This window comes from Streptomyces sp. RK62 (genome assembly GCF_018070255.1).
GTDB lineage: Bacteria > Actinomycetota > Actinomycetes > Streptomycetales > Streptomycetaceae > Streptomyces > Streptomyces nigra.
In genome coordinates, this window is record NZ_JAGPYD010000013.1 from 208809 (window position 1) to 228600 (window position 19792).

General features: G+C 70.6%; 14 protein-coding genes. 8 read left to right on the top strand and 6 right to left on the bottom strand.

Annotated elements, in window-relative coordinates:
- Nucleotides 1-111: 111 nt before the first annotated feature.
- Entirely contained in the window at nt 112-3252 is a 3141-nt protein-coding gene (ileS, locus tag KBY32_RS25490; RefSeq protein ID WP_210981778.1) for an isoleucine--tRNA ligase, read from the bottom strand.
- Nucleotides 3253-3867: 615 nt separating this feature from the next.
- Between ileS and KBY32_RS25495 the strand changes: the two genes are divergently transcribed.
- The 6 genes from KBY32_RS25495 to KBY32_RS25520 all read left to right on the top strand — a co-directional run bounded on the left by KBY32_RS25495 (nt 3868) and on the right by KBY32_RS25520 (nt 9362).
- Nucleotides 3868-4758 (top strand): TraR/DksA C4-type zinc finger protein, encoded by an 891-nt coding sequence (locus KBY32_RS25495; RefSeq protein WP_210981779.1) that lies wholly within the window; start codon nt 3868-3870, stop codon nt 4756-4758.
- A 70-nt stretch (nt 4759-4828) separates the two neighbouring features.
- The gene (lspA, locus tag KBY32_RS25500) at nt 4829-5428 is read left to right on the top strand and encodes a signal peptidase II (RefSeq protein WP_210981780.1); all 600 of its coding nucleotides are present in this window, start codon (nt 4829-4831) and stop codon (nt 5426-5428) included.
- A gap of 74 nt (nt 5429-5502) precedes the next feature.
- The gene (locus tag KBY32_RS25505; protein ID WP_108706468.1) at nt 5503-6447 is read left to right on the top strand and encodes an RluA family pseudouridine synthase; all 945 of its coding nucleotides are present in this window, start codon (nt 5503-5505) and stop codon (nt 6445-6447) included.
- Entirely contained in the window at nt 6444-6917 is a 474-nt protein-coding gene (locus tag KBY32_RS25510) for a GNAT family N-acetyltransferase (protein ID WP_210981781.1), read from the top strand. Before KBY32_RS25505 ends, KBY32_RS25510 begins: the two co-directional genes overlap by 4 nt.
- A gap of 79 nt (nt 6918-6996) precedes the next feature.
- A complete protein-coding gene (locus tag KBY32_RS25515) occupies nt 6997-8583 on the top strand; it encodes a Na+/H+ antiporter (protein ID WP_210981782.1) in 1587 nt (528 codons plus the stop codon).
- Nucleotides 8584-8621: 38 nt separating this feature from the next.
- Complete coding sequence (locus KBY32_RS25520) at nt 8622-9362, top strand: SDR family NAD(P)-dependent oxidoreductase (protein ID WP_210981783.1); 741 nt, start codon at nt 8622-8624, stop codon at nt 9360-9362.
- Nucleotides 9363-9367: 5 nt separating this feature from the next.
- On the opposite strand, the gene KBY32_RS25525 is transcribed toward KBY32_RS25520, so the two are convergent.
- On the bottom strand, nt 9368-10489 hold the full coding sequence (locus tag KBY32_RS25525; protein WP_210981784.1) for a mechanosensitive ion channel family protein: 1122 nt from the start codon (nt 10487-10489) through the stop codon (nt 9368-9370).
- A 93-nt stretch (nt 10490-10582) separates the two neighbouring features.
- Here KBY32_RS25525 and KBY32_RS25530 point away from each other — a divergent pair, with 93 nt between their 5' ends.
- Nucleotides 10583-11152 carry a dienelactone hydrolase family protein gene (locus tag KBY32_RS25530; RefSeq protein ID WP_055621602.1) on the top strand — a complete coding sequence of 190 codons (570 nt, stop codon included), beginning with the start codon at nt 10583-10585 and terminating at the stop codon, nt 11150-11152.
- 7 nt (nt 11153-11159) lie between these two features.
- Here KBY32_RS25530 and KBY32_RS25535 read toward each other — a convergent pair whose 3' ends face one another.
- The 4 genes from KBY32_RS25535 to KBY32_RS25550 form a co-directional block, all read right to left on the bottom strand.
- Nucleotides 11160-12821 (bottom strand): alkaline phosphatase, encoded by a 1662-nt coding sequence (locus KBY32_RS25535; RefSeq protein ID WP_210981785.1) that lies wholly within the window; start codon nt 12819-12821, stop codon nt 11160-11162.
- Nucleotides 12822-12935: 114 nt separating this feature from the next.
- Nucleotides 12936-13775, bottom strand: a complete 840-nt coding sequence (locus tag KBY32_RS25540) for a thioredoxin domain-containing protein (protein ID WP_055621600.1) — start codon at nt 13773-13775, stop codon at nt 12936-12938.
- A 78-nt stretch (nt 13776-13853) separates the two neighbouring features.
- Nucleotides 13854-14552, bottom strand: coding sequence for a hypothetical protein (locus tag KBY32_RS25545; protein ID WP_055621599.1), 699 nt, complete (start codon nt 14550-14552; stop codon nt 13854-13856).
- 90 nt (nt 14553-14642) lie between these two features.
- Complete coding sequence (locus KBY32_RS25550; protein ID WP_210981786.1) at nt 14643-15968, bottom strand: DUF2252 domain-containing protein; 1326 nt, start codon at nt 15966-15968, stop codon at nt 14643-14645.
- Nucleotides 15969-16224: 256 nt separating this feature from the next.
- On the opposite strand from KBY32_RS25550, the gene dnaE reads away from it, so the two are divergent.
- Nucleotides 16225-19764 carry a DNA polymerase III subunit alpha gene (gene dnaE / locus KBY32_RS25555; protein ID WP_055621597.1) on the top strand — a complete coding sequence of 1180 codons (3540 nt, stop codon included), beginning with the start codon at nt 16225-16227 and terminating at the stop codon, nt 19762-19764.
- The last annotated feature ends 28 nt before the right edge of the window (nt 19765-19792 follow it).

Consider the following 19792-nt stretch of genomic DNA (forward strand, 5'->3'; position numbering starts at 1 on the left):
GTCCGACGCACACAACGCCGAAGGCCCGGCACCACCAAGATTTTTCCGGTGGGCCGGGCCTTCGCGTTCGGGGCCGCCGCGTTCAGGGCCTTCGCGTCGAAGGGCTGAGCGTCACGCCTTCCGGAGGCGGAACGTCAGGGTCAGGCCCTCGTCGGTGAAGGGGGCGCCGTAACCGGAGTCGTCCGCCTCGCCCTGGGCGAAGTCCGTCGCCAGGACCTCGTCGGCGATCAGCCCCGCGTGCCGGTCGAGCGCCTCGACCGCCGCCGGGTCCGTCGCCGTCCAGCGCAGGGCGATCCGGTCGGCCACGTCCAGGCCGCTGTTCTTGCGGGCCTCCTGGATCAGGCGGATCGCGTCGCGGGCCAGACCGGCGCGGCGCAGCTCCTCGGTGATCTCCAGGTCCAGGGCGACCGTGGCGCCCGAGTCGGAGGCCACCGACCAGCCCTCACGCGGGGTCTCCGTGATGATCACCTCGTCCGGGGCGAGGGCGACCGTCTCACCGTCGACCTCGACCGACGCCGTGCCCTCGCGCAGGGCCAGGGACAGGGCGGCGGCGTCCGCGTTCGCGATGGCCTTCGCCACATCCTGGACCCGCTTGCCGAACCGCTTGCCCAGGGCGCGGAAGTTGGCCTTGGCGGTGGTGTCCACCAGGCTGCCGCCGACCTCCGAGAGCGACGCCAGCGACTCGACGTTCAGCTCCTCGGTGATCTGCGTACGCAGCTCCGGGTGCAGGGCGTCGAAGCCGGCGGCGGCGATCAGCGCGCGCGACAGCGGCTGGCGGGTCTTGACGCCCGACTCCGCGCGCGTGGCGCGGCCGAGCTCGACCAGGCGACGGACCAGGACCATCTGCTGCGACAGCTCCGGGTCGATCGCCGACAGGTCCGCCTCCGGCCAGGACGCCAGATGCACCGACTCCGGCGCGTCCGGGGTCACCGGCACGATCAGGTCCTGCCACACCCGCTCGGTGATGAACGGGGTGAGCGGGGCCATCAGCTTGGTGACGGTCTCCACGACCTCGTGCAGGGTGCGCAGCGCAGCCTTGTCGCCCTGCCAGAAGCGGCGGCGCGAACGCCGGACGTACCAGTTGGACAGGTCGTCGACGAACGCCGAGAGCAGCTTGCCGGCGCGCTGGGTGTCGTAGCCCTCCAGGGCCTGGGTGACCTGATCGGTGAGGGCGTGCAGCTCGGACAGCAGCCAGCGGTCCAGGAGCGGGCGGTCGGCGGGGGCCGGATCGGCCGCGGACGGCGCCCAGTTGGACGTACGGGCGTACAGGGCCTGGAAGGCGACCGTGTTCCAGTACGTCAGGAGCGTCTTGCGGACGACCTCCTGGATGGTGGTGTGGCCGACGCGGCGGGCCGCCCACGGGGAGCCGCCGGCCGCCATGAACCAGCGCACCGCGTCCGCGCCGTGCTGGTCCATCAGTGGGATCGGCTGGAGGATGTTGCCCAGGTGCTTGGACATCTTCCGGCCGTCCTCGGCGAGGATGTGGCCCAGGCAGACCACGTTCTCGTAGGACGACTTGTCGAAGACGAGCGTGCCGATCGCCATCAGCGTGTAGAACCAGCCGCGGGTCTGGTCGATGGCCTCGCAGATGAACTGCGCCGGGTAGCGGGCCTCGAACAGCTCCTTGTTCTTGTACGGGTAGCCCCACTGCGCGAACGGCATCGAACCCGAGTCGTACCAGGCGTCGATGACCTCCGGCACGCGCGTGGCCGTCTTCTCACAGGTCGGGCAGGCGAAGGTGACCTCGTCGATGTACGGCCGGTGCGGGTCGAGGCCGGACTGGTCGGTGCCGGTCAGCTCCGACAGCTCCGCGCGGGAGCCGACGACCGTGAGGTGGTCGTCCTCGCAGCGCCAGATCGGCAGCGGGGTGCCCCAGTAGCGGTTCCGGGACAGCGCCCAGTCGATGTTGTTGTTGAGCCAGTCGCCGTACCGGCCGTGCTTGACCGTGTCCGGGAACCAGTTGGTGTTCTCGTTCTCCTCGAGCAGCCGGTCCTTGATGGCCGTCGTGCGGATGTACCAGGACGGCTGCGCGTAGTAGAGCAGCGCGGTGTGGCAGCGCCAGCAGTGCGGGTAGCTGTGCTCGTACGGGATGTGCTTGAAGAGCAGACCGCGCTCGTCGAGGTCGGCGGTGAGCTTCTCGTCGGCCTTCTTGAAGAAGACGCCGCCGACGAGCGGGACGTCCTCCTCGAAGGTGCCGTCGGGGCGGACCGGGTTCACCACCGGGAGGCCGTAGGAGCGGCAGACCTTGAGGTCGTCCTCACCGAAGGCGGGGGACTGGTGGACCAGACCGGTGCCGTCCTCGGTGGTGACGTACTCGGCGTTGACCACGTAGTGGGCCTCGGCCGGGAACTCGACCAGCTCGAACGGGCGCTGGTACGTCCAGCGCTCCATCTCCGCGCCGGTGAAGGACTGGCCGGTGGTCTCCCAGCCCTCGCCGAGGGACTTCTCGACCAGCGGCTCGGCGACGACCAGCTTCTCCTCGCCGTTCGTCGCGACGACGTAGGTGACGTCGGGGTGCGCGGCGACGGCCGTGTTGGAGACGAGGGTCCACGGGGTGGTCGTCCACACCAGGAGGGCGGCCTCGCCGGCCAGCGGGCCGGAGGTCAGCGGGAAGCGGACGTAGACGGAGGGGTCGACGACCGTCTCGTAGCCCTGGGCCAGCTCGTGGTCGGACAGGCCGGTGCCGCAGCGGGGGCACCAGGGGGCGACGCGGTGGTCCTGGACCAGCAGGCCCTTGTCGAAGATCTCCTTCAGCGACCACCAGACGGACTCCACGTACTCGGGGTCCATCGTCCGGTAGGCGTCGTCGAGGTCGACCCAGTAGCCCATGCGGGTCGTCAGCTCGGAGAAGGCGTCGGTGTGGCGGGTCACCGACTCACGGCACTTGGCGTTGAACTCGGCGATGCCGTACGCCTCGATGTCCTGCTTGCCGGAGAAGCCGAGCTCCTTCTCGACCGCCAGCTCCACGGGCAGGCCGTGGCAGTCCCAGCCCGCCTTGCGGGCCACGTGGTAGCCGCGCATGGTGCGGAAGCGGGGGAAGACGTCCTTGAAGACGCGGGCCTCGATGTGGTGGGCGCCCGGCATGCCGTTGGCGGTGGGCGGGCCCTCGTAGAACACCCACTCGGGGCGCCCCTCGGACTGCTCCAGGCTCTTGGCGAAGATCTTCTGCTCGCGCCAGAAGTCGAGCACCGCGTGCTCGAGCGCGGGCAGGTCGACCTGGGCGGGCACCTGGCGGTACGTCGGCTGTGTCATCAGCGAGCTTCCTCCGGCGGACTTGCTGCCTTCCGTCCGGAGGGACGAGAGCCGGCTCTTTCCGTGCGCCGGTGCGGCGCGCTCCCGCGGTACCACCCTCCTTGGCCCTCCGGTGCGGGGTGTGCGCCGGTGAGCCCCCTCATTGGGGTCGCGATACCGGTTCTACTCGCCGCTGCGATGACGCTGCTGCGGCTTTCCTCCGGCGGCTCCGGGGTGATCTTCACGTCGCGCTCGCCCCCGGGCTCACACCGTCCCCGGGTCGCTCTGGGCTGCGTACGCCGCTACTCGTCCCCATCCACGCTTTTCGCTCAGCCCAGTGTACGGCGCCGCGGGGACACCGGCCGACCGGATTTACGGCACCGGAGCGGAGGGCGCGCGGGCGGGCGGACGCGGCGCGCGGTGACTCGAATGGCGCGGCACGCCTGTTCGGATCCCGGGACGTCGTTCCCGGCGGCATACCCGGCGGGGAGCTGGGCACAACGGATGCAAGTCCGGCGCGCTCCCTGCGCGGGGCGGGCGAATCGGGCGGTGTGCCCCGTTGCCGCGGCACTCGAGTCGATTTATCGTCCCAGCACGATTCGCGAGCAAGATCATAAAATGTGAAGGGGCCGCGGCATGGTGGCGAAGAAGACCGCCGTACAGCAGTCGGCGTCGAGCGGCTCGACCCGTGCCGGTGCCTCCGGCCGCACGGTCGCCTCCGGGGGCGCGGCCAAGGATGTGAACGGCAGGAAGAGCGCTCAGGGGGGTGGGACCGCGAAGAAGGTGGCCGGGGCCGGCGCGAAGAAGGGGGCCACCAGGAGCACGGCGTCCGCGCGCGCGGACACCGGCGCGGCGAAGAAGAAGGCGAGCGGCGCCGGCGGGACGCACGGCACCAAGAAGACCACCGCCGGGAAGGCCTCCGGCACCACGGGCGGCGCGAAGAAGAAGGCGGTGGACGCGGGACGGGCGGCCGGGGAGCGGACGGCCGGCCGGAGCAGGGCCAAGAAGGCGGGCGCGGCGCAGGCCGCGGAGCAGACGGGAGCCACGACAGTGGTTGCGAAGAAGACTCCTGGCACGGCCACGGCGGCCAAGACCGCCGTTCCCAAGGCGCGCATCGCCGCGGCGGACCCCGGCGACCTGGCCGTACGCCCCGGTGAGGACCCCTGGACCCCGGAAGAGGTCGAGGAGGCGCGGGCCGAGCTGCAGGCGGAGGAGACCCGGCTGCGCGAGGAGATCAGCTCCTCCGAGCGGTCCCTCGCCGGTCTGATGCGGGACTCCGGGGACGGGGCCGGCGACGACCAGGCGGACACCGGCGCCAAGAACATCACGCGCGAGCACGAGCTCGCCCTCGCCGCGAACGCGCGCGAGATGCTGATCCAGACCGAGCACGCCCTGGAGCGGCTGGACGCGGGCACCTACGGTCTGTGCGAGAACTGCGGCGACCCGATCGGCAAGGCCAGGATGCAGGCCTTCCCGCGCGCGACGCTGTGCGTCGAGTGCAAGCAGAAGCAGGAGCGCCGGTACTGACCGGCAGGCGGGCGACGCGGGACGTGCCGTACCCTCGTCCTCAGTCAGGTACCTAGGTCGAGGGACTCACGTGGCAGAGGCGGAGCGCATCATCGGTACGCCGGACTCCCCGGAGACGGGGGACGCCGGGCCGGAGCAGTCCGACCGGCGGGCGAAAGACACGGCGGACGCCGAGCGGCCCCGGGGCAGGCGCCGGATCGCCGTGCTGTTCGGCGTCGCCGCGTTCGCGTACATCCTCGACCTCGTCAGCAAGATGTGGGTGGTCGCCGAGCTCGAGCACCACCCGCCGATCGAGATCATCGGTGACTGGCTGAAGTTCGAGGCGATCCGCAACGCGGGCGCGGCGTTCGGCTTCGGCGAGGCCTTCACCGTGATCTTCACGGTGATCGCGGCTGCCGTGATCGTGGTGATCGCCCGGCTCGCCCGCAAGCTGTACAGCCTGCCCTGGGCGATCGCGCTCGGCCTGCTGCTCGGCGGTGCGCTCGGCAACCTCACCGACCGGATCTTCCGCTCGCCCGGCGTCTTCGAGGGCGCCGTCGTGGACTTCATCGCGCCCAAGCACTTCGCCGTGTTCAACCTCGCGGACTCCGCGATCGTGTGCGGCGGCATCCTGATCGTGCTGCTGTCGTTCCGGGGCCTGGACCCGGACGGGACCGTCCACAAGGACTGACCCGCAGGCCGGGTGCGACGGGGTTTTCCACAGGCCCGTGCGGGCCGGCCTGCCCCGTCCGGCATACTCGACGGGTGAGCACGATTCCCGAGATCCGTACCCTGCCCGTGCCGGACGGCCTGGAGGGCGAGCGCGTCGACGCCGCCATCTCCCGCATGTTCGGTTTCTCCCGTACGAAGGCGGCCGAGCTGGCCGCGGCGGGGAAGGTCACGGTCGACGGGTCGGTGGTCGGGAAGTCCGAGCGGGTGCACGGCGGGGCCTGGCTGGAGGTCGAGATGCCGCAGGCCCCCGCGCCCGTGCAGGTCGTCGCCGAGCCCGTCGAGGGCATGGAGATCGTCCATGACGACGACGACATCGTCGTGATCGTCAAGCCCGTCGGCGTCGCCGCCCACCCCTCGCCGGGCTGGAGCGGTCCGACGGTGATCGGCGGGCTGGCCGCCGCCGGCTACCGGATCTCCACCTCGGGCGCCGCCGAGCGCCAGGGCATCGTGCACCGGCTCGACGTGGGCACCTCCGGCCTCATGGTCGTCGCCAAGTCCGAGTACGCGTACACCTCGCTCAAGCGCCAGTTCAAGGAGCGCACGGTCGACAAGCGGTACCACACGCTCGTCCAGGGCCACCCCGACCCGACCAGCGGCACCATCGACGCCCCCATCGGCCGCCACCCGCAGCACGACTACAAGTGGGCGGTCACCGCCGAGGGCAAGGCGTCGGTCACGCACTACGACCTCATCGAGGCGTTCCGGGCGGCCTCGCTGCTCGACGTGAAGCTGGAGACCGGCCGCACCCACCAGATCCGCGTCCACATGGCCGCCCACCGGCACCCCTGCGTCGGCGACCTCACCTACGGCGCCGACCCGACGCTCGCCAAGCGGCTGCGGCTGACCCGCCAGTGGCTGCACGCCGTGCGGCTCGGCTTCGAGCACCCCGGGGACGGGCAGTGGGTGGAGTTCGCCAGCGACTACCCGGCCGACCTCCAGCAGGCCCTCGACCAGGTGCGCGAGGAGACCTACGCATGAGCCCGGCCGTCACGTTCCGGGTCGCCGAGGACCCCGCCGACCGCGAGGCGTGCTTCGCGGTCCGCAAGGAGGTCTTCGTCGCCGAGCAGGGCGTCCCGCCGGAGATCGAGTACGACGCCTACGACGAAGGCGCGGTGCACGTGCTGGCGGTCCGCGAGGACGGGCTGCCGCTCGGGACCGGCCGGCTGCTGCACGGCGAGGCGGCCGCCGCGAAGACCGGCGGGGACCCGGCCGTGGGCTCGCTCGGGCGGCTCGCCGTGACGAAGGAGGCCCGGGGCCTCGGCGTCGGCGCGGCCCTCGTCCGGGCCGTCGAGGACGCGGCCCGCGTGAGGGGTCTCACGGCCGTCGACCTGCACGCGCAGACCCACGCCCTGGGTTTCTACGAGCGTCTGGGGTACCAGGCGTACGGACCCGAGTTCCCCGACGCCGGGATACCCCACCGGGCGATGCGGCGCGACCTGACGCAGTAGGGCGCGAACGCGCTGGTGGGACGCGCTGCGTGGCAGGCTTGAGTCCGTCCGTGGATGCCTACTCGTCGGAGCGCTGACCGTGGATCAGTTGGCCCTGCTGTTCGTGCTGTTGCTAGGGGCCCTGGTGAGCGTCCCGGTCGGGGACCGGATCGGTCTGCCGGCGCCCGTGCTGATGACCCTGCTCGGGATCGTCCTCGCGCTGCTGGAGTTCGTCCCCAACGTGGACGTCCCGCCCGACCTGATCCTGCCGCTGCTGCTGCCACCGCTGCTCTACGCCGCCGTACGCCGCACGTCGTGGCGGCAGTTCGCGGCGAACGTACGGCCCATCCTGCTGCTGGCCGTCGCCCTGGTCTTCGTCACCACCCTGTGCGTGGCCGCCGTCGCGCACGCCATCGTGCCGGGCCTGCCGATCGCCGCGGCCGTCGCGCTGGGCGCCCTCGTCGCACCGCCCGACCCGGTCGCGGCCACCGCCGTGGCGGGCCAGCTCGGGCTGCCCCGCCGTCTGGTGTCGATCCTGGAGGGCGAGGGCCTCTTCAACGACGTCACGGCGATCGTCCTCTACCACGTGGCGATCGCCGCCGCCGTGAGCGGCAGCTTCTCCCCGTGGCAGGCCGGACTCGACCTGGTCCTGTCCGCGGTGGTCGCGCTGGCCGTGGGGCTCGCCCTCGGCTGGGGCGCCTACAAGCTCATGGACCTCCTCGGCGACCCCACCCTGCAGATCGGGCTCTCGCTCCTCGTGCCGTACGCCTCGTACGTGATGGCCGAGGAGCTGCACGGCTCCGGTGTGCTCGCGGTGCTGGTCACCGCGCTGTTCCTCGCCGAGTACGCCACCGACGCCGACGACGTCATGACCCGGCTCGCCGGGCACACCTTCTGGGACATCGTCGACACGCTCGTCACCGGCGTCGCCTTCGGCCTGGTGGGCCTCGAACTGCACAACGCCATCAGCACCGCGTCCGGCCGCTGGGGCGAGATGCTCACCTGGGCCGGCGCGATCGTCGGGGTCGTCGTGCTCGTACGCCTGCTCTATCTGCTGCCGGCCAGCTGGCTCGCCAAGCGGATGCACGCCAGACGGGACGTCGAGGAGGAGATCCCGATGACCTGGCGCGAGACCGTCGTCATGTGGTGGTCGGGAATGCGCGGGGTGGCGTCCGTGGCACTGGCGCTGGCCATCCCCCTGGAGACCGACGCGGGCTCGCCGTTCCCCGACCGGGACGAGATCATCTTCATCGCGTTCGGCGTGATCATGGCGACCCTCGTGCTCCAGGGACTGACCCTGCCCTGGCTGGTCAAGCGGCTCGGCGTGGAGTCCGACAGCGAACAGGAGAAGGAGTTCGAACGGACGCTGGCGATCCGCGCGGCCAAGGCCGCCAAACGCAGACTGCGGGAGATCGAGGCCGTCGAGGAGCTGCCCGACGAGCTGTCCGAGCAGATGCTGCGGCGGGCCCTGGAGATCGGCGTGCGGATCAGCCCCGACCTGGGCGAGGAGGAGCGCCGGGAGGCCCACGATCAGCGGGTCAGACGGCTGAAGCGGGTGCGGCGCATCCAGGGCGAGCTGCTGAGCGCGGCCCGGCACGAGGTGCTCGCGGCCCGCAGCGAGCCGGGCGCCGACCCCGAGGTCGTCGACCGGGTGCTGCGCCACCTGGACGTGCGCAGTCTGCGCTGATCCGCCCGCCGGGGCCGGTGGCTTCGTACCATCTGATCATGGCTCGCAACGTTGTCATCAGTGGAGGCGGTACGGGGATCGGGCTGGCGACGGCCCGGTTGTTCGCCGCGGACGGCGACCAGGTGCTGCTGCTCGGGCGGCGCGCCGAGGTCCTGGAGGAGGCCGGGGTGCCCGGCGCCCTGACCTTGGCGGCGGATCTGAGCAGGCCGCGAGGGGCGCGGGCGGTGGAGCGCTTCGTCGCCGCCGAGTTCGGCACCGTGGACGTGCTGATCCACAGCGCCGGCGGCTCGGGCGGGCTGGAACCCCGGGTGGAGAGCGACGAACCGCTCGACGTCGTCCTGCACGACTGGACCCTGAACTTCGGCCTCAACACGCTGACCGCCGCCCTGCTCACCGAGGCGCTGAAGGACCGGCTCGCCGACCCCGGCGGGCGGGTGCTGTTCCTCAGCTCCATCGCCGCCTTCCGGGGCTCCGGCAGCGGGGCGTACGCGGCGTCCAAGGCGGCGCTGCACCCGTACGCCCATGATCTCGCCCGCCAGCTGGGGCCGCGCGGGATCACCGTGAACGTCGTCGCGCCCGGGTACGTCGAGGACACCGGCTTCTTCGGCGACGCGATGAGCGAGGAGCGGCGCGCCCGGCTCATCGCCGAGACGTCCAACGGGCGGGCCGGGACGCCCGGCGACGTGGCCGCGACGCTGCACTTTCTGGCCTCGCACGCCGCCGGCCACATCACCTCACAGATCATCCAGGTCAACGGCGGGGCCGAACGCGGGCGCTGAACCCGTCAGGGCCGTTCGGACCGCGCCGTCGGCTGCTGGCCGCGGGGCAGGGTGCGGCGGGCCGTCGGGACGCGGTCCGGGACCGGGAAGCCGGGCGGCAGGACCGCGTCCGCCGCGTTGACACGGGGCAGCGCGTACGGGTGCCGCTCGGTCAGCCAGCGGATCAGCTGCTCGCGCACCGTGACCCGCACCGTCCACAGGTCGTCCGCGTCCTTCGCGGTGACCAGGGCGCGGACCTCCATGGTGGAGGGCGTGGAGTCGGTGACGACGAGGCCGTGGTCGCGGCCGTCCCAGGCCGGGCACTCGCGCACGATGTCGCGGAGCTTCTCGCGCATCGCGTCCAGCGGCGCCGAGTGGTCGACGTGCAGATAGACCGTGCCGGTCATCTGCGCGCCGCCGCGCGACCAGTTCTCGAACGCCTTCGCCGTGAAGTACGACACGGGCATCGTGATCCGGCGCTCGTCCCAGGTCCGCACGGTCAGGAAGGTCAGGGTGATCTCCTCGACGGTGCCCCACTCCTCGTCGACCACGACCGTGTCCCCGATGCGCACCATGTCGCCGAAGGCGATCTGCAGGCCGGCGAACATGTTGCTCAGCGTGGACTGGGCGGCCACACCGGCGACGATGCCGAGGATCCCGGCCGAGGCCAGCAGCGAGGCGCCGGCCGCGCGGAACGCCGGGAACGTCAGCAGCATCGCGGCCACCGCCACCACGCCGACGACCGCGGACACCACCCGCATGATGAGTGTCACCTGGGTGCGGACCCGGCGGACCCGGGCCGCGTCGTGGTGCACCCGGGCGTAGCGGCTGTACGAGGTCTCCACGACCGCGGCGGCGATCCGGATCGCCAGCCAGGCCGCGGCCCCGATCAGCACCAGCGTGAGCACCCGGCCCACGGCGACGCGGTGCTCCACCAGCAGCTGGGATTCGTCGTAGGACCCTCTCAGCAGGGCCACGCACAGCACGACCTGCCAGGGCACCCGGGCGCGGCGCAGCAGACCCCACAGCGGGGTCTCGCCGTGCCGTTCGTCGGCCTTGCGCATCACGAGGTCGGTGGCCCACCCGATGAGCAGGGTGAGCAGGACCGAGCCGCCGATCACGAGCAGTGGACGGAGTATCGTCTCCATCCCTCGAACGTAACCAGCCTTCGGGGGGCCTGAACATCATGGTGGGTGAGGCGCTGGTCACGGCCTCGCCGGGGCGGCTGGCACCATGGCCTCATGAACATCATGCTGTTTCACTCGACCTATGGGCTCAGGCCCGCGGTGCGGCAGGCCGCGGACCGGCTGCGTGCCGCCGGACACGAGGTGTGGACGCCCGACCTGTTCGAAGGGCGGACCTTCGGGACGGTCGAGGAGGGCATGGAGTTCAACACGTCGATCGGCAAGGACGAGCTGCTGAAGCGGGCCGTCCTGGCCGCGGCCCCCTACTCGGAACGGGGACTGGTCTACGCGGGGTTCTCGCTCGGGGCGTCGATCGCGCAGACGCTGGCGCTCGGTGACGACAAGGCCCGCGGGCTGCTGCTTCTGCACGGCACCTCGGACATCGCGGCGAACGCCTCCGTGGACGACCTGCCGGTGCAGCTGCACGTGGCCGAGCCGGACCCGTTCGAGACGGACGACTGGCTCAGCGCCTGGTACCTCCAGATGGGCCGTGCGGGCGCCGACGTCGAGGTCTACCGGTACGCGGGCGCCGGGCACCTCTACACGGACCCGGACCTCCCCGACTACGACGAGGAGGCGGCCGAGGCCACCTGGCGAGTGGCACTCGGCTTCCTGGAAGGCCTCTAGAGTCCGGTCACACCGGGTCGTACGTGCGCTCGACCTTCTGTGTGCCGTTGCGGGTGCGGTAGGAGCGGGTCCACTTCGCGGTCGCGTCGCGCTTGGTGCGGTCGGACAGGACGTAGTAGTCCATCTGCGCGCGCTCGGCCGTGATGTCGAGGATTCCGTAGCCGTGCCGGTCGGTGTCGACCCAGTGGACGTGCCGGTTGGCGGCGCGGATGACCGGGGACGCGATCGCGGAGAGCGTGCCCTCGGGGACCTTCACGATGTCGTCCAGGTTGTCCGACGTCACCGAGGTGACGACGAACTCCGTGGCGGCGGAGGCCGACAGCGGGTAGGTGCCGGCGTCCACGGGGACGTCGTTCGCCCACGCCATGTGGATGTCGCCGGTGAGGAAGACGGTGTTGCGGATCGCGTTCGACCGCAGATGCGCGAGGAGTTCACGGCGGTCGTCCGTGTAGCCGTCCCACTGGTCGGGGTTGAGGGCGAGCCCCTCCTGCGGCAGGCCCAGCAGCTTGGCGAGCGGCTTGAGCAGATCGGCGGAGAGCGAGCCGATCGCGAACGGCGAGATCATCACGGAGTTGCCCACCAGCCGCCAGGTGGTGTCCGAGGATTTCAGGCCCGCCTTCAGCCAGTCGAGTTGGGCGCGTCCGGTGAGCGTGCGGTCGGGGTCGTCGACCTCGCCGTTCCCGACCGAGACCTGCTGGGAGCGGAAGGAGCGCAGGTCGAGCAGGGACAGGTCGACGAGCTTGCCGAAGCGCAGCCGGCGGTAGGTGGTGCCGGCGATCGCCGGGCGCACCGGCATCCACTCGAAGTACGCCTGCTTGGCGGCGGCCTGACGGGCCGCCCAGGCGCCCTCGGCACCCTCGGTGTGGTTCTCGGCGCCGCCCGACCAGGTGTCGTTGGCGAACTCGTGGTCGTCCCAGATCGCGATGACCGGCGCCTTGGTGTGCAGGGCCTGGAGGTCGGGGTCCGTCTTGTACGTGGCGTGCCGGACCCGGTAGTCGGCGAGCGTGACGATCTCGTGGGCGGGGGAGTGCGGGCGGACGACCTTGCCGCGGGTGCCGTAGTCCCCGGTGCCGTACTCGTAGATGTAGTCGCCGAGATGGAGCCAGGCGTCGAGGTCGCCGCGGGCGGCGAGATGGCGGTACGCCGAGAAGTAGCCGGCCTCCCAGTTGGCGCAGGAGACCACGCCGAAACGCAGGTTGGTCACCGCCGCGTCCGCCGCCGGCGCGGTGCGGGTACGCGCCGCCGGGGAGTCGGTGCCGCCGGCCGAGAAGCGGAACCAGTAGTCGGTGGCCGGTGACAGGCCGCGGATGTCGGCCTTGACGGTGTGGTCCGAGGCCGCGGTCGCGGTGGTCGAGCCCTTGGCGACGACGTTCATGAACGCCTTGTCCAGGGCGACGGTCCAGCTGACCTCGACGTCCGGGCCGATCCCGGAACCGGGGACCGCGTCCGGCGTCGGGGTCAGCCGGGTCCACAGCAGGACGCCGTCCGGCAGGGGATCGCCGGAGGCGACACCGTGCAGGAAGGCGGGGGCGGCGTCGACGGCGCGGGCGGGCAGGGCGCCGGCGAGCGGGCCGGCCAGAACAGCCGTCGCCGCCGCGGCCTTGACGACCGAACGGCGGCGAGGGCTGAGCGCGTTGTACTGATCGGATGATCTGTATCGACTGGTCACAGCCGAACAGGTTACTGAGCGGTACTCGCTCGGGCGGGCGAATCCGCGGAAATTCGCCCGCCCTTCACACGGAGGTCCGGCTTCCTTGCGGTCACCGCCGCTCGAAGGCGGAGATCAGCCCTTCAGCGCCGCGTCCACGGCCTTGGTGTACTCGTCCACCGTCCACGGCTGGTTGGCATCGGACTTCTCCAGGATCTTGCCGTCCATCACCAGGCTCGGCGTGCCCGTCACACCGTCCTTGTTGGTGTCGAAGGTCTTCGACATGGCCAGCGCCCAGGCGTCGTACGTGCCCTTCTTGACGGCGTTCTGGAACTCGGTGTTGCCCTTCAGATCGGGCACGCTGTCCGCCACCTTGATCAGGTACGCGTCGTCCTTGAACTTGTCCTCGGACTCCAGCGGGTGGAACTTCTCCGAGTACAGGGCGCTCTTGTAGGCGAGGAACGCCTCGGGGCTCACGTTCAGCGCGGCGCCCAGGGCGCTCATCGCGTTCTTCGAGCCCTCGCCGTTCGCCCCGATATCGCCCTCCTTCATCTGGTCGCCGTCGAGGAAGGTGCCGCCGACGAACTGCAGCTTGAACTTGCCGGCGTCGATGTCCTTCTCGACGGTCGGGCCGACGGCCTGCTCGAAGGAGGCGCAGACCGGGCAGCGCGGGTCCTCGTACAGCTTCAGGGTCTTCTTGGCGCTGTCCTTGCCGATGACGACGGTCGTGCCGTTCGTCCCGGTCGTGTTCGCCGGCGCGGTGACCTTGGCGTCGGTCAGCGACTCCCAGTAGCTGGGCTTGTTCGCCTGGACGACCGCGTAGCCGATGCCGCCGGCCGCCGCCAGGACGCCGACGACCGAGGCCGCGACGATGATCTGGCGCCTGACCTTCGCGCGCTTGGCCTCGCGCTCGCGTTCGGCGCGCAGGCGCTCTCGGGCCGCCGACTTCGCCGCCTGGCTGTTCCGCTTGCTCATTGGTGATCTCCATGCATGGGGACGCGCACACGTCGTGTGCGGGATACGTACGGGTGGGCCGTATTGCTCAGGGCGCGGTCACGCGAGGGTGAGCGCGGGGGAGCAGGGCGGCCCACGCCGTCCCAGGGAGTGCACGAGGAGCAGCAGGCGCGCGGTGGCCGCGCGGTGCGCCGGGCGGGGCAGGCGCCGGGCCGGCGACGTCAGCCGGACCGCCACCGCGGCGACCGCCAGCAGCAGCGGCCGGAACGTGGTCGCGCCGACGGCCCGCAGCAGCTGGGCCAGGGCCCGCTCGCCCCGGCGCAGCCAGGCCGCGGCCGCGAGGCCGACGCCGACATGGGCGGCGAGCAGGAACCAGGCGGTGGCCGGGTCGGCGTGCGCGAGGAGCCCGCCGAGCCGGTCCGGGTCGGTGCCGGTGACCTGGGCCAGCGGGGTGCCGACCTCGGTGCCGTCGCCGCACAGCACGTCCCAGCCGACGGAGGCCAGCGGGCCCGCGACCGGGCCGCCCGCCCTGCCGTAGCAGACGTGCTGCCCGGTGGTGAGGATCGTGTCGGCGGCCAGCTCCAGCGGGATCAGCAGCGCGGCGATCCGCCCGAAGCTCCGCTCCCGCCCGGCCAGCGCGTACGCCAGGGCGAACACGGCGGCCGCCAGCAGGGCCACCGTGTTCAGCGGCAGGGGCGCCCGGGACAGCAGGACGTGCGACGCCGTGCTCAGCGTCACCACGAGTGACGTGAACAGCGTCGCGCGTACCGCTCGCAGCTGGGTCCCGGAGATGTCCATATCGAAAGAAGAGTGTGGCATGAGAGGAGGTAAGGGACCCCTAAAGAGTGCTTGTGAGAGGTCCCCGGCCGCCGGTGGGCGACCCTTTCGTCACAGACCCGGGATCCGGCCGTTGCGGAACAGGTCCACGAAGATCTGGTGGTCGGTACGCGCGCGTGCGCCGTAGTCGTGCGCGAAGGAGACCAGCAGCTCGGCGAAGTTCTCCTCGTCGGCGGCGATCGCCGCGTCGATGGCGCGCTCCGTCGAGAACGGCACCAGCGACTCGCCGGAGGTGTCGTCCGCCGCCGCGTGCATCGCCGCGGTGGCCCGGCCGAGGTCGGCGACGACCGTCGCGATCTCCTCCGGGTCGTCGATGTCGCTCCAGTCCAGGTCCACGGCGTACGGCGAGACCTCGGCGACCAGCTGGCCCGAGCCGTCCAGCTCCGTCCAGCCGAGCCACGGGTCGGCGTGCGCCTGGAGCGCGCGCTGCGAGATCACCGTGCGGTGGCCCTCGTGCTGGAAGTACCCGGCGATCGCCGGATCCGTGATGTGGCGGGAGACGGCCGGGGTCTGGGCCTGCTTGATGTAGATCACCACATCGTTCTCCAGGGCGTCGCTGTGGCCCTCCAGCAGGATGTTGTACGACGGCAGCCCCGCCGAGCCGATCCCGATGCCGCGCCGCCCCACGACGTCCTTGACCCGGTAGGAGTCGGGGCGGGCCAGCGAGGCGTCCGGCAGCGTCTCCAGATAGCCGTCGAACGCCGCGAGCACCTTGTACCGCGTGGCGGCGTCCAGCTCGATGGAACCGCCGCCCGGGGCGAAGCGGCGCTCGAAGTCCCGGATCTCCGTCATCGAGTCCAGCAGCCCGAAGCGGGTCAGCGAGCGGGCGACGCGCAGCGCGTCCAGGAGCGGGCCCTGGGCGGTGTCCAGCGTGAACGGCGGCACCTCGTCGCTCTTGGCGCCGGTCGCCAGGGCGTGGATGCGCGCGCGGTAGGCCTCCGCGTAGATCCGCACCAGCTCGCTGATCTGGTCGTCGCCGAGCGCCTTGGCGTACCCGATCAGGGCGACGGAGGCGGCGAAGCGCTTGAGGTCCCAGGTGAAGGGGCCGACGTAGGCCTCGTCGAAGTCGTTGACGTTGAAGACCAGCCGGCCGTTGCTGTCCATGTACGTGCCGAAGTTCTCCGCGTGCAGGTCGCCGTGGATCCACACGCGCGAGGTGCGCTCGTCCAGGTACGGGCCGCCCCGCTTCTCGCTGTCGAGGTCGTGGTAGAAGAGGCACGCCGTGCCCCGGTAGAAGGCGAAGGCCGAGGCCGCCATCTTCCGGAACTTCACGCGGAACGCCGCCGGGTCGGCGGCCAGGAGCTCGCCGAAGGCGGTCTCGAAGACGGCGAGGATCTCGTCGCCGCGCTGCTCGTCGTTGAGCTGGGGGACCGACATCGCTGGGTGCCTCCTGGTGCATGTGTACGACAGCGTTTCTGCCGTATCGAACGGGCGGGCCCGCTGAAAAGTGCCCCGCAGGCCCTCGCTGTGAAGGTACGCGGGGGAGGCCCGTGCGTGTCAGTGCCGAGGCATAGACTTCGACGCTGTCCCCGGAAGTGTCCGCCCGCCTGTCACCGACTGCCCACCCGTCACCCGACCACCACCCCTCAGCGAGGCGCTTCGCGCCGCAGCGTTTTCCCCTGGAGGCCACGTCGTGTCGAAGCCGCCGTTCACGCACCTGCACGTCCACACCCAGTACTCGCTGCTGGACGGTGCCGCGCGGCTGAAGGACATGTTCAACGCCTGCAACGAGATGGGCATGACCCATATCGCCATGTCCGACCACGGCAACCTCCACGGGGCGTACGACTTCTTCCACTCCGCGCAGAAGGCCGGGATCACCCCGATCATCGGGATCGAGGCGTATGTCGCCCCCGAGTCCCGGCGCAACAAGCGCAAGATCCAGTGGGGCCAGCCGCACCAGAAGCGCGACGACGTCTCCGGTTCCGGCGGCTACACCCACAAGACGATGTGGGCCGTGAACAGCACGGGGCTGCACAACCTCTTCCGGCTCTCCTCCGACGCCTACGCCGAGGGCTGGCTGCAGAAGTGGCCCCGGATGGACAAGGAGACCATCTCGCAGTGGTCCGAGGGGATCGTGGCCTCCACCGGCTGCCCCTCCGGCGAGGTGCAGACCAGGCTGCGGCTCGGCCAGTTCGACGAGGCCCTGAAGGCCGCCGCCGACTACCAGGACATCTTCGGCAAGGACCGGTACTTCCTGGAGCTGATGGACCACGGCATCGACATCGAGCACCGGGTCCGCGACGGCCTGCTGGAGATCGGCAAGAAGCTCGGCATCCCGCCCCTGGTGACGAACGACTCGCACTACACGTACGCGCACGAGGCGACCGCCCACGACGCCCTGCTGTGCATCCAGACCGGCAAGAACCTCTCCGACCCGGACCGCTTCAAGTTCGACGGCACCGGCTACTACCTGAAGTCCACGGACGAGATGTACGCCATCGACTCCTCGGACGCCTGGCAGGAGGGCTGCGCCAACACCCTGCTGATCGCCGAGATGGTCGACACCACGGGCATGTTCGAGAAGCGCGACCTCATGCCCAAGTTCGACATTCCCGAGGGCTACACCGAGGTCACCTGGTTCAAGGAGGAGGTCCGCCGCGGCATGGAGCGCCGCTTCCCGGGCGGCATCCCCGAGGACCGCCAGAAGCAGGCCGACTACGAGATGGACGTCATCATCTCGATGGGCTTCCCCGGCTACTTCCTCGTCGTGGCCGACTTCATCATGTGGGCCAAGAACAACGGCATCGCGGTCGGCCCCGGCCGAGGCTCCGCGGCCGGTTCGATCGTCGCGTACGCCATGGGCATCACCGACCTCGACCCCATCCCGCACGGCCTGATCTTCGAGCGGTTCCTCAACCCCGAGCGCATCTCCATGCCCGATGTCGACATCGACTTCGACGAGCGCCGGCGCGTCGAGGTGATCCGGTACGTGACGGAGAAGTACGGCGCCGACAAGGTCGCCATGATCGGCACCTACGGCACCATCAAGGCCAAGAACGCGATCAAGGACTCCGCGCGCGTGCTGGGCTACCCGTACGCGATGGGCGACCGTATCACCAAGGCGATGCCCGCCGACGTCCTCGGCAAGGGCATCCCGCTCTCCGGCATCACGGACCCGAGCCACCCCCGGTACTCGGAGGCCGGCGAGGTCCGCGCGATGTACGAGAACGAACCGGACGTGAAGAAGGTCATCGACACCGCGCGCGGCGTGGAGGGCCTGGTCCGGCAGATGGGTGTGCACGCCGCCGGCGTGATCATGTCCAGCGAGACCATCACCGAGCACGTGCCCGTCTGGGTCCGGCACACCGACGGCGTGACCATCACGCAGTGGGACTACCCGAGCTGCGAGTCGCTCGGCCTGCTGAAGATGGACTTCCTCGGCCTGCGCAACCTGACGATCATGGACGACGCCGTCAAGATGGTGAAGTCCAACAAGGGGATCGACATCGATCTCCTCAGTCTCCCGCTGGACGACCCCACGACCTTCGAACTGCTCCAGCGCGGCGACACCCTCGGCGTCTTCCAGTTCGACGGCGGCCCCATGCGCTCGCTGCTGCGTCTGATGAAGCCGGACAACTTCGAAGACATCTCCGCCGTGTCGGCCCTGTACCGCCCGGGCCCCATGGGCATGAACTCCCACACGAACTACGCGCTGCGCAAGAACGGGCAGCAGGAGATCACGCCCATCCACAAGGAGCTCGAGGAGCCCCTGCGCGAGGTCCTGGACGTCACCTACGGCCTGATCGTCTACCAGGAGCAGGTGCAGAAGGCCGCCCAGATCGTCGCCGGCTACTCGCTCGGCGAGGCCGACATCCTCCGCCGTGTGATGGGCAAGAAGAAGCCCGAGGAACTGGCGAAGAACTTCACGATCTTCCAGGCCGGCGCCCGCAAGAACGGCTACAGCGACGAGGCCATCCAGGCGCTGTGGGACGTGCTGGTCCCGTTCGCCGGCTACGCGTTCAACAAGGCGCACTCGGCCGCGTACGGACTGGTGTCGTACTGGACCGCCTACCTCAAGGCGAACCACCCCGCCGAGTACATGGCCGCGCTGCTCACGTCCGTGAAGGACGACAAGGACAAGTCCGCGGTCTACCTCAACGAGTGCCGGCGCATGGGCATCCGCGTGCTCCCGCCGAACGTCAACGAATCCGTGCACAACTTCGCCGCCCAGGGCGACGACGTGATCCTCTTCGGCCTCGAGGCCGTCCGCAACGTCGGCACCAACGTCGTCGAGTCGATCATCAAGAGCCGCAAGGCGAAGGGGAAGTACTCCTCCTTCCCCGACTACCTCGACAAGATCGACGCGGCCGCGTGCAACAAGCGGACCACCGAGTCGCTGATCAAGGCGGGCGCGTTCGACAGCCTCGGCCACACCCGCAAGGGCCTCACCGCCCACTTCGAGCCGATGATCGACAACGTGGTGGCGGTCAAGCGCAAGGAGGCCGAGGGCCAGTTCGACCTCTTCGGCGGGATGGGCGAGGAGCAGAGCGACGAGCCCGGCTTCGGACTCGACGTGCAGTTCACCGACGAGGAGTGGGACAAGACCTATCTGCTCGCCCAGGAGCGGGAGATGCTCGGTCTGTACGTCTCCGACCACCCGCTGTTCGGTCTGGAGCACGTGCTGTCCGACAAGGCGGACGCGGGCATCGCCCAGCTCACCGGCGGAGAGCACTCCGACGGCGCGGTCGTCACCATCGGCGGCATCATCTCGGGCCTCCAGCGCAAGATGACCAAGCAGGGCAACGCCTGGGCGATCGCCACTGTCGAGGACCTCGCGGGCTCGATCGAGTGCATGTTCTTCCCGGCGACCTACCAGCTCGTGTCGACCCAACTCGTCGAGGACGCCGTGGTGTTCGTCAAGGGCCGTCTCGACAAGCGCGAGGACGTGCCGCGGCTCGTCGCGATGGAGCTGCAGGTCCCCGACCTGTCCAACGCGGGCGCCAACGCGCCGGTGATCCTCACCATCCCGGCCACGCGGGTCACCCCGCCGATGGTCAGCCGGCTCGGCGAGATCCTCAGCCACCACAAGGGCGAGAGCGAGGTCCGCATCAAGCTCCAGGGGCCGACCAAGACGACGGTGCTGCGCCTCGACCGGCACCGGGTGAAGCCCGATCCGGCGCTGTTCGGCGACTTGAAGGTGCTGCTCGGCCCGTCCTGCCTGGCCGGCTGACCGGCCGCCGCAGGAGCCGTTACGAAAG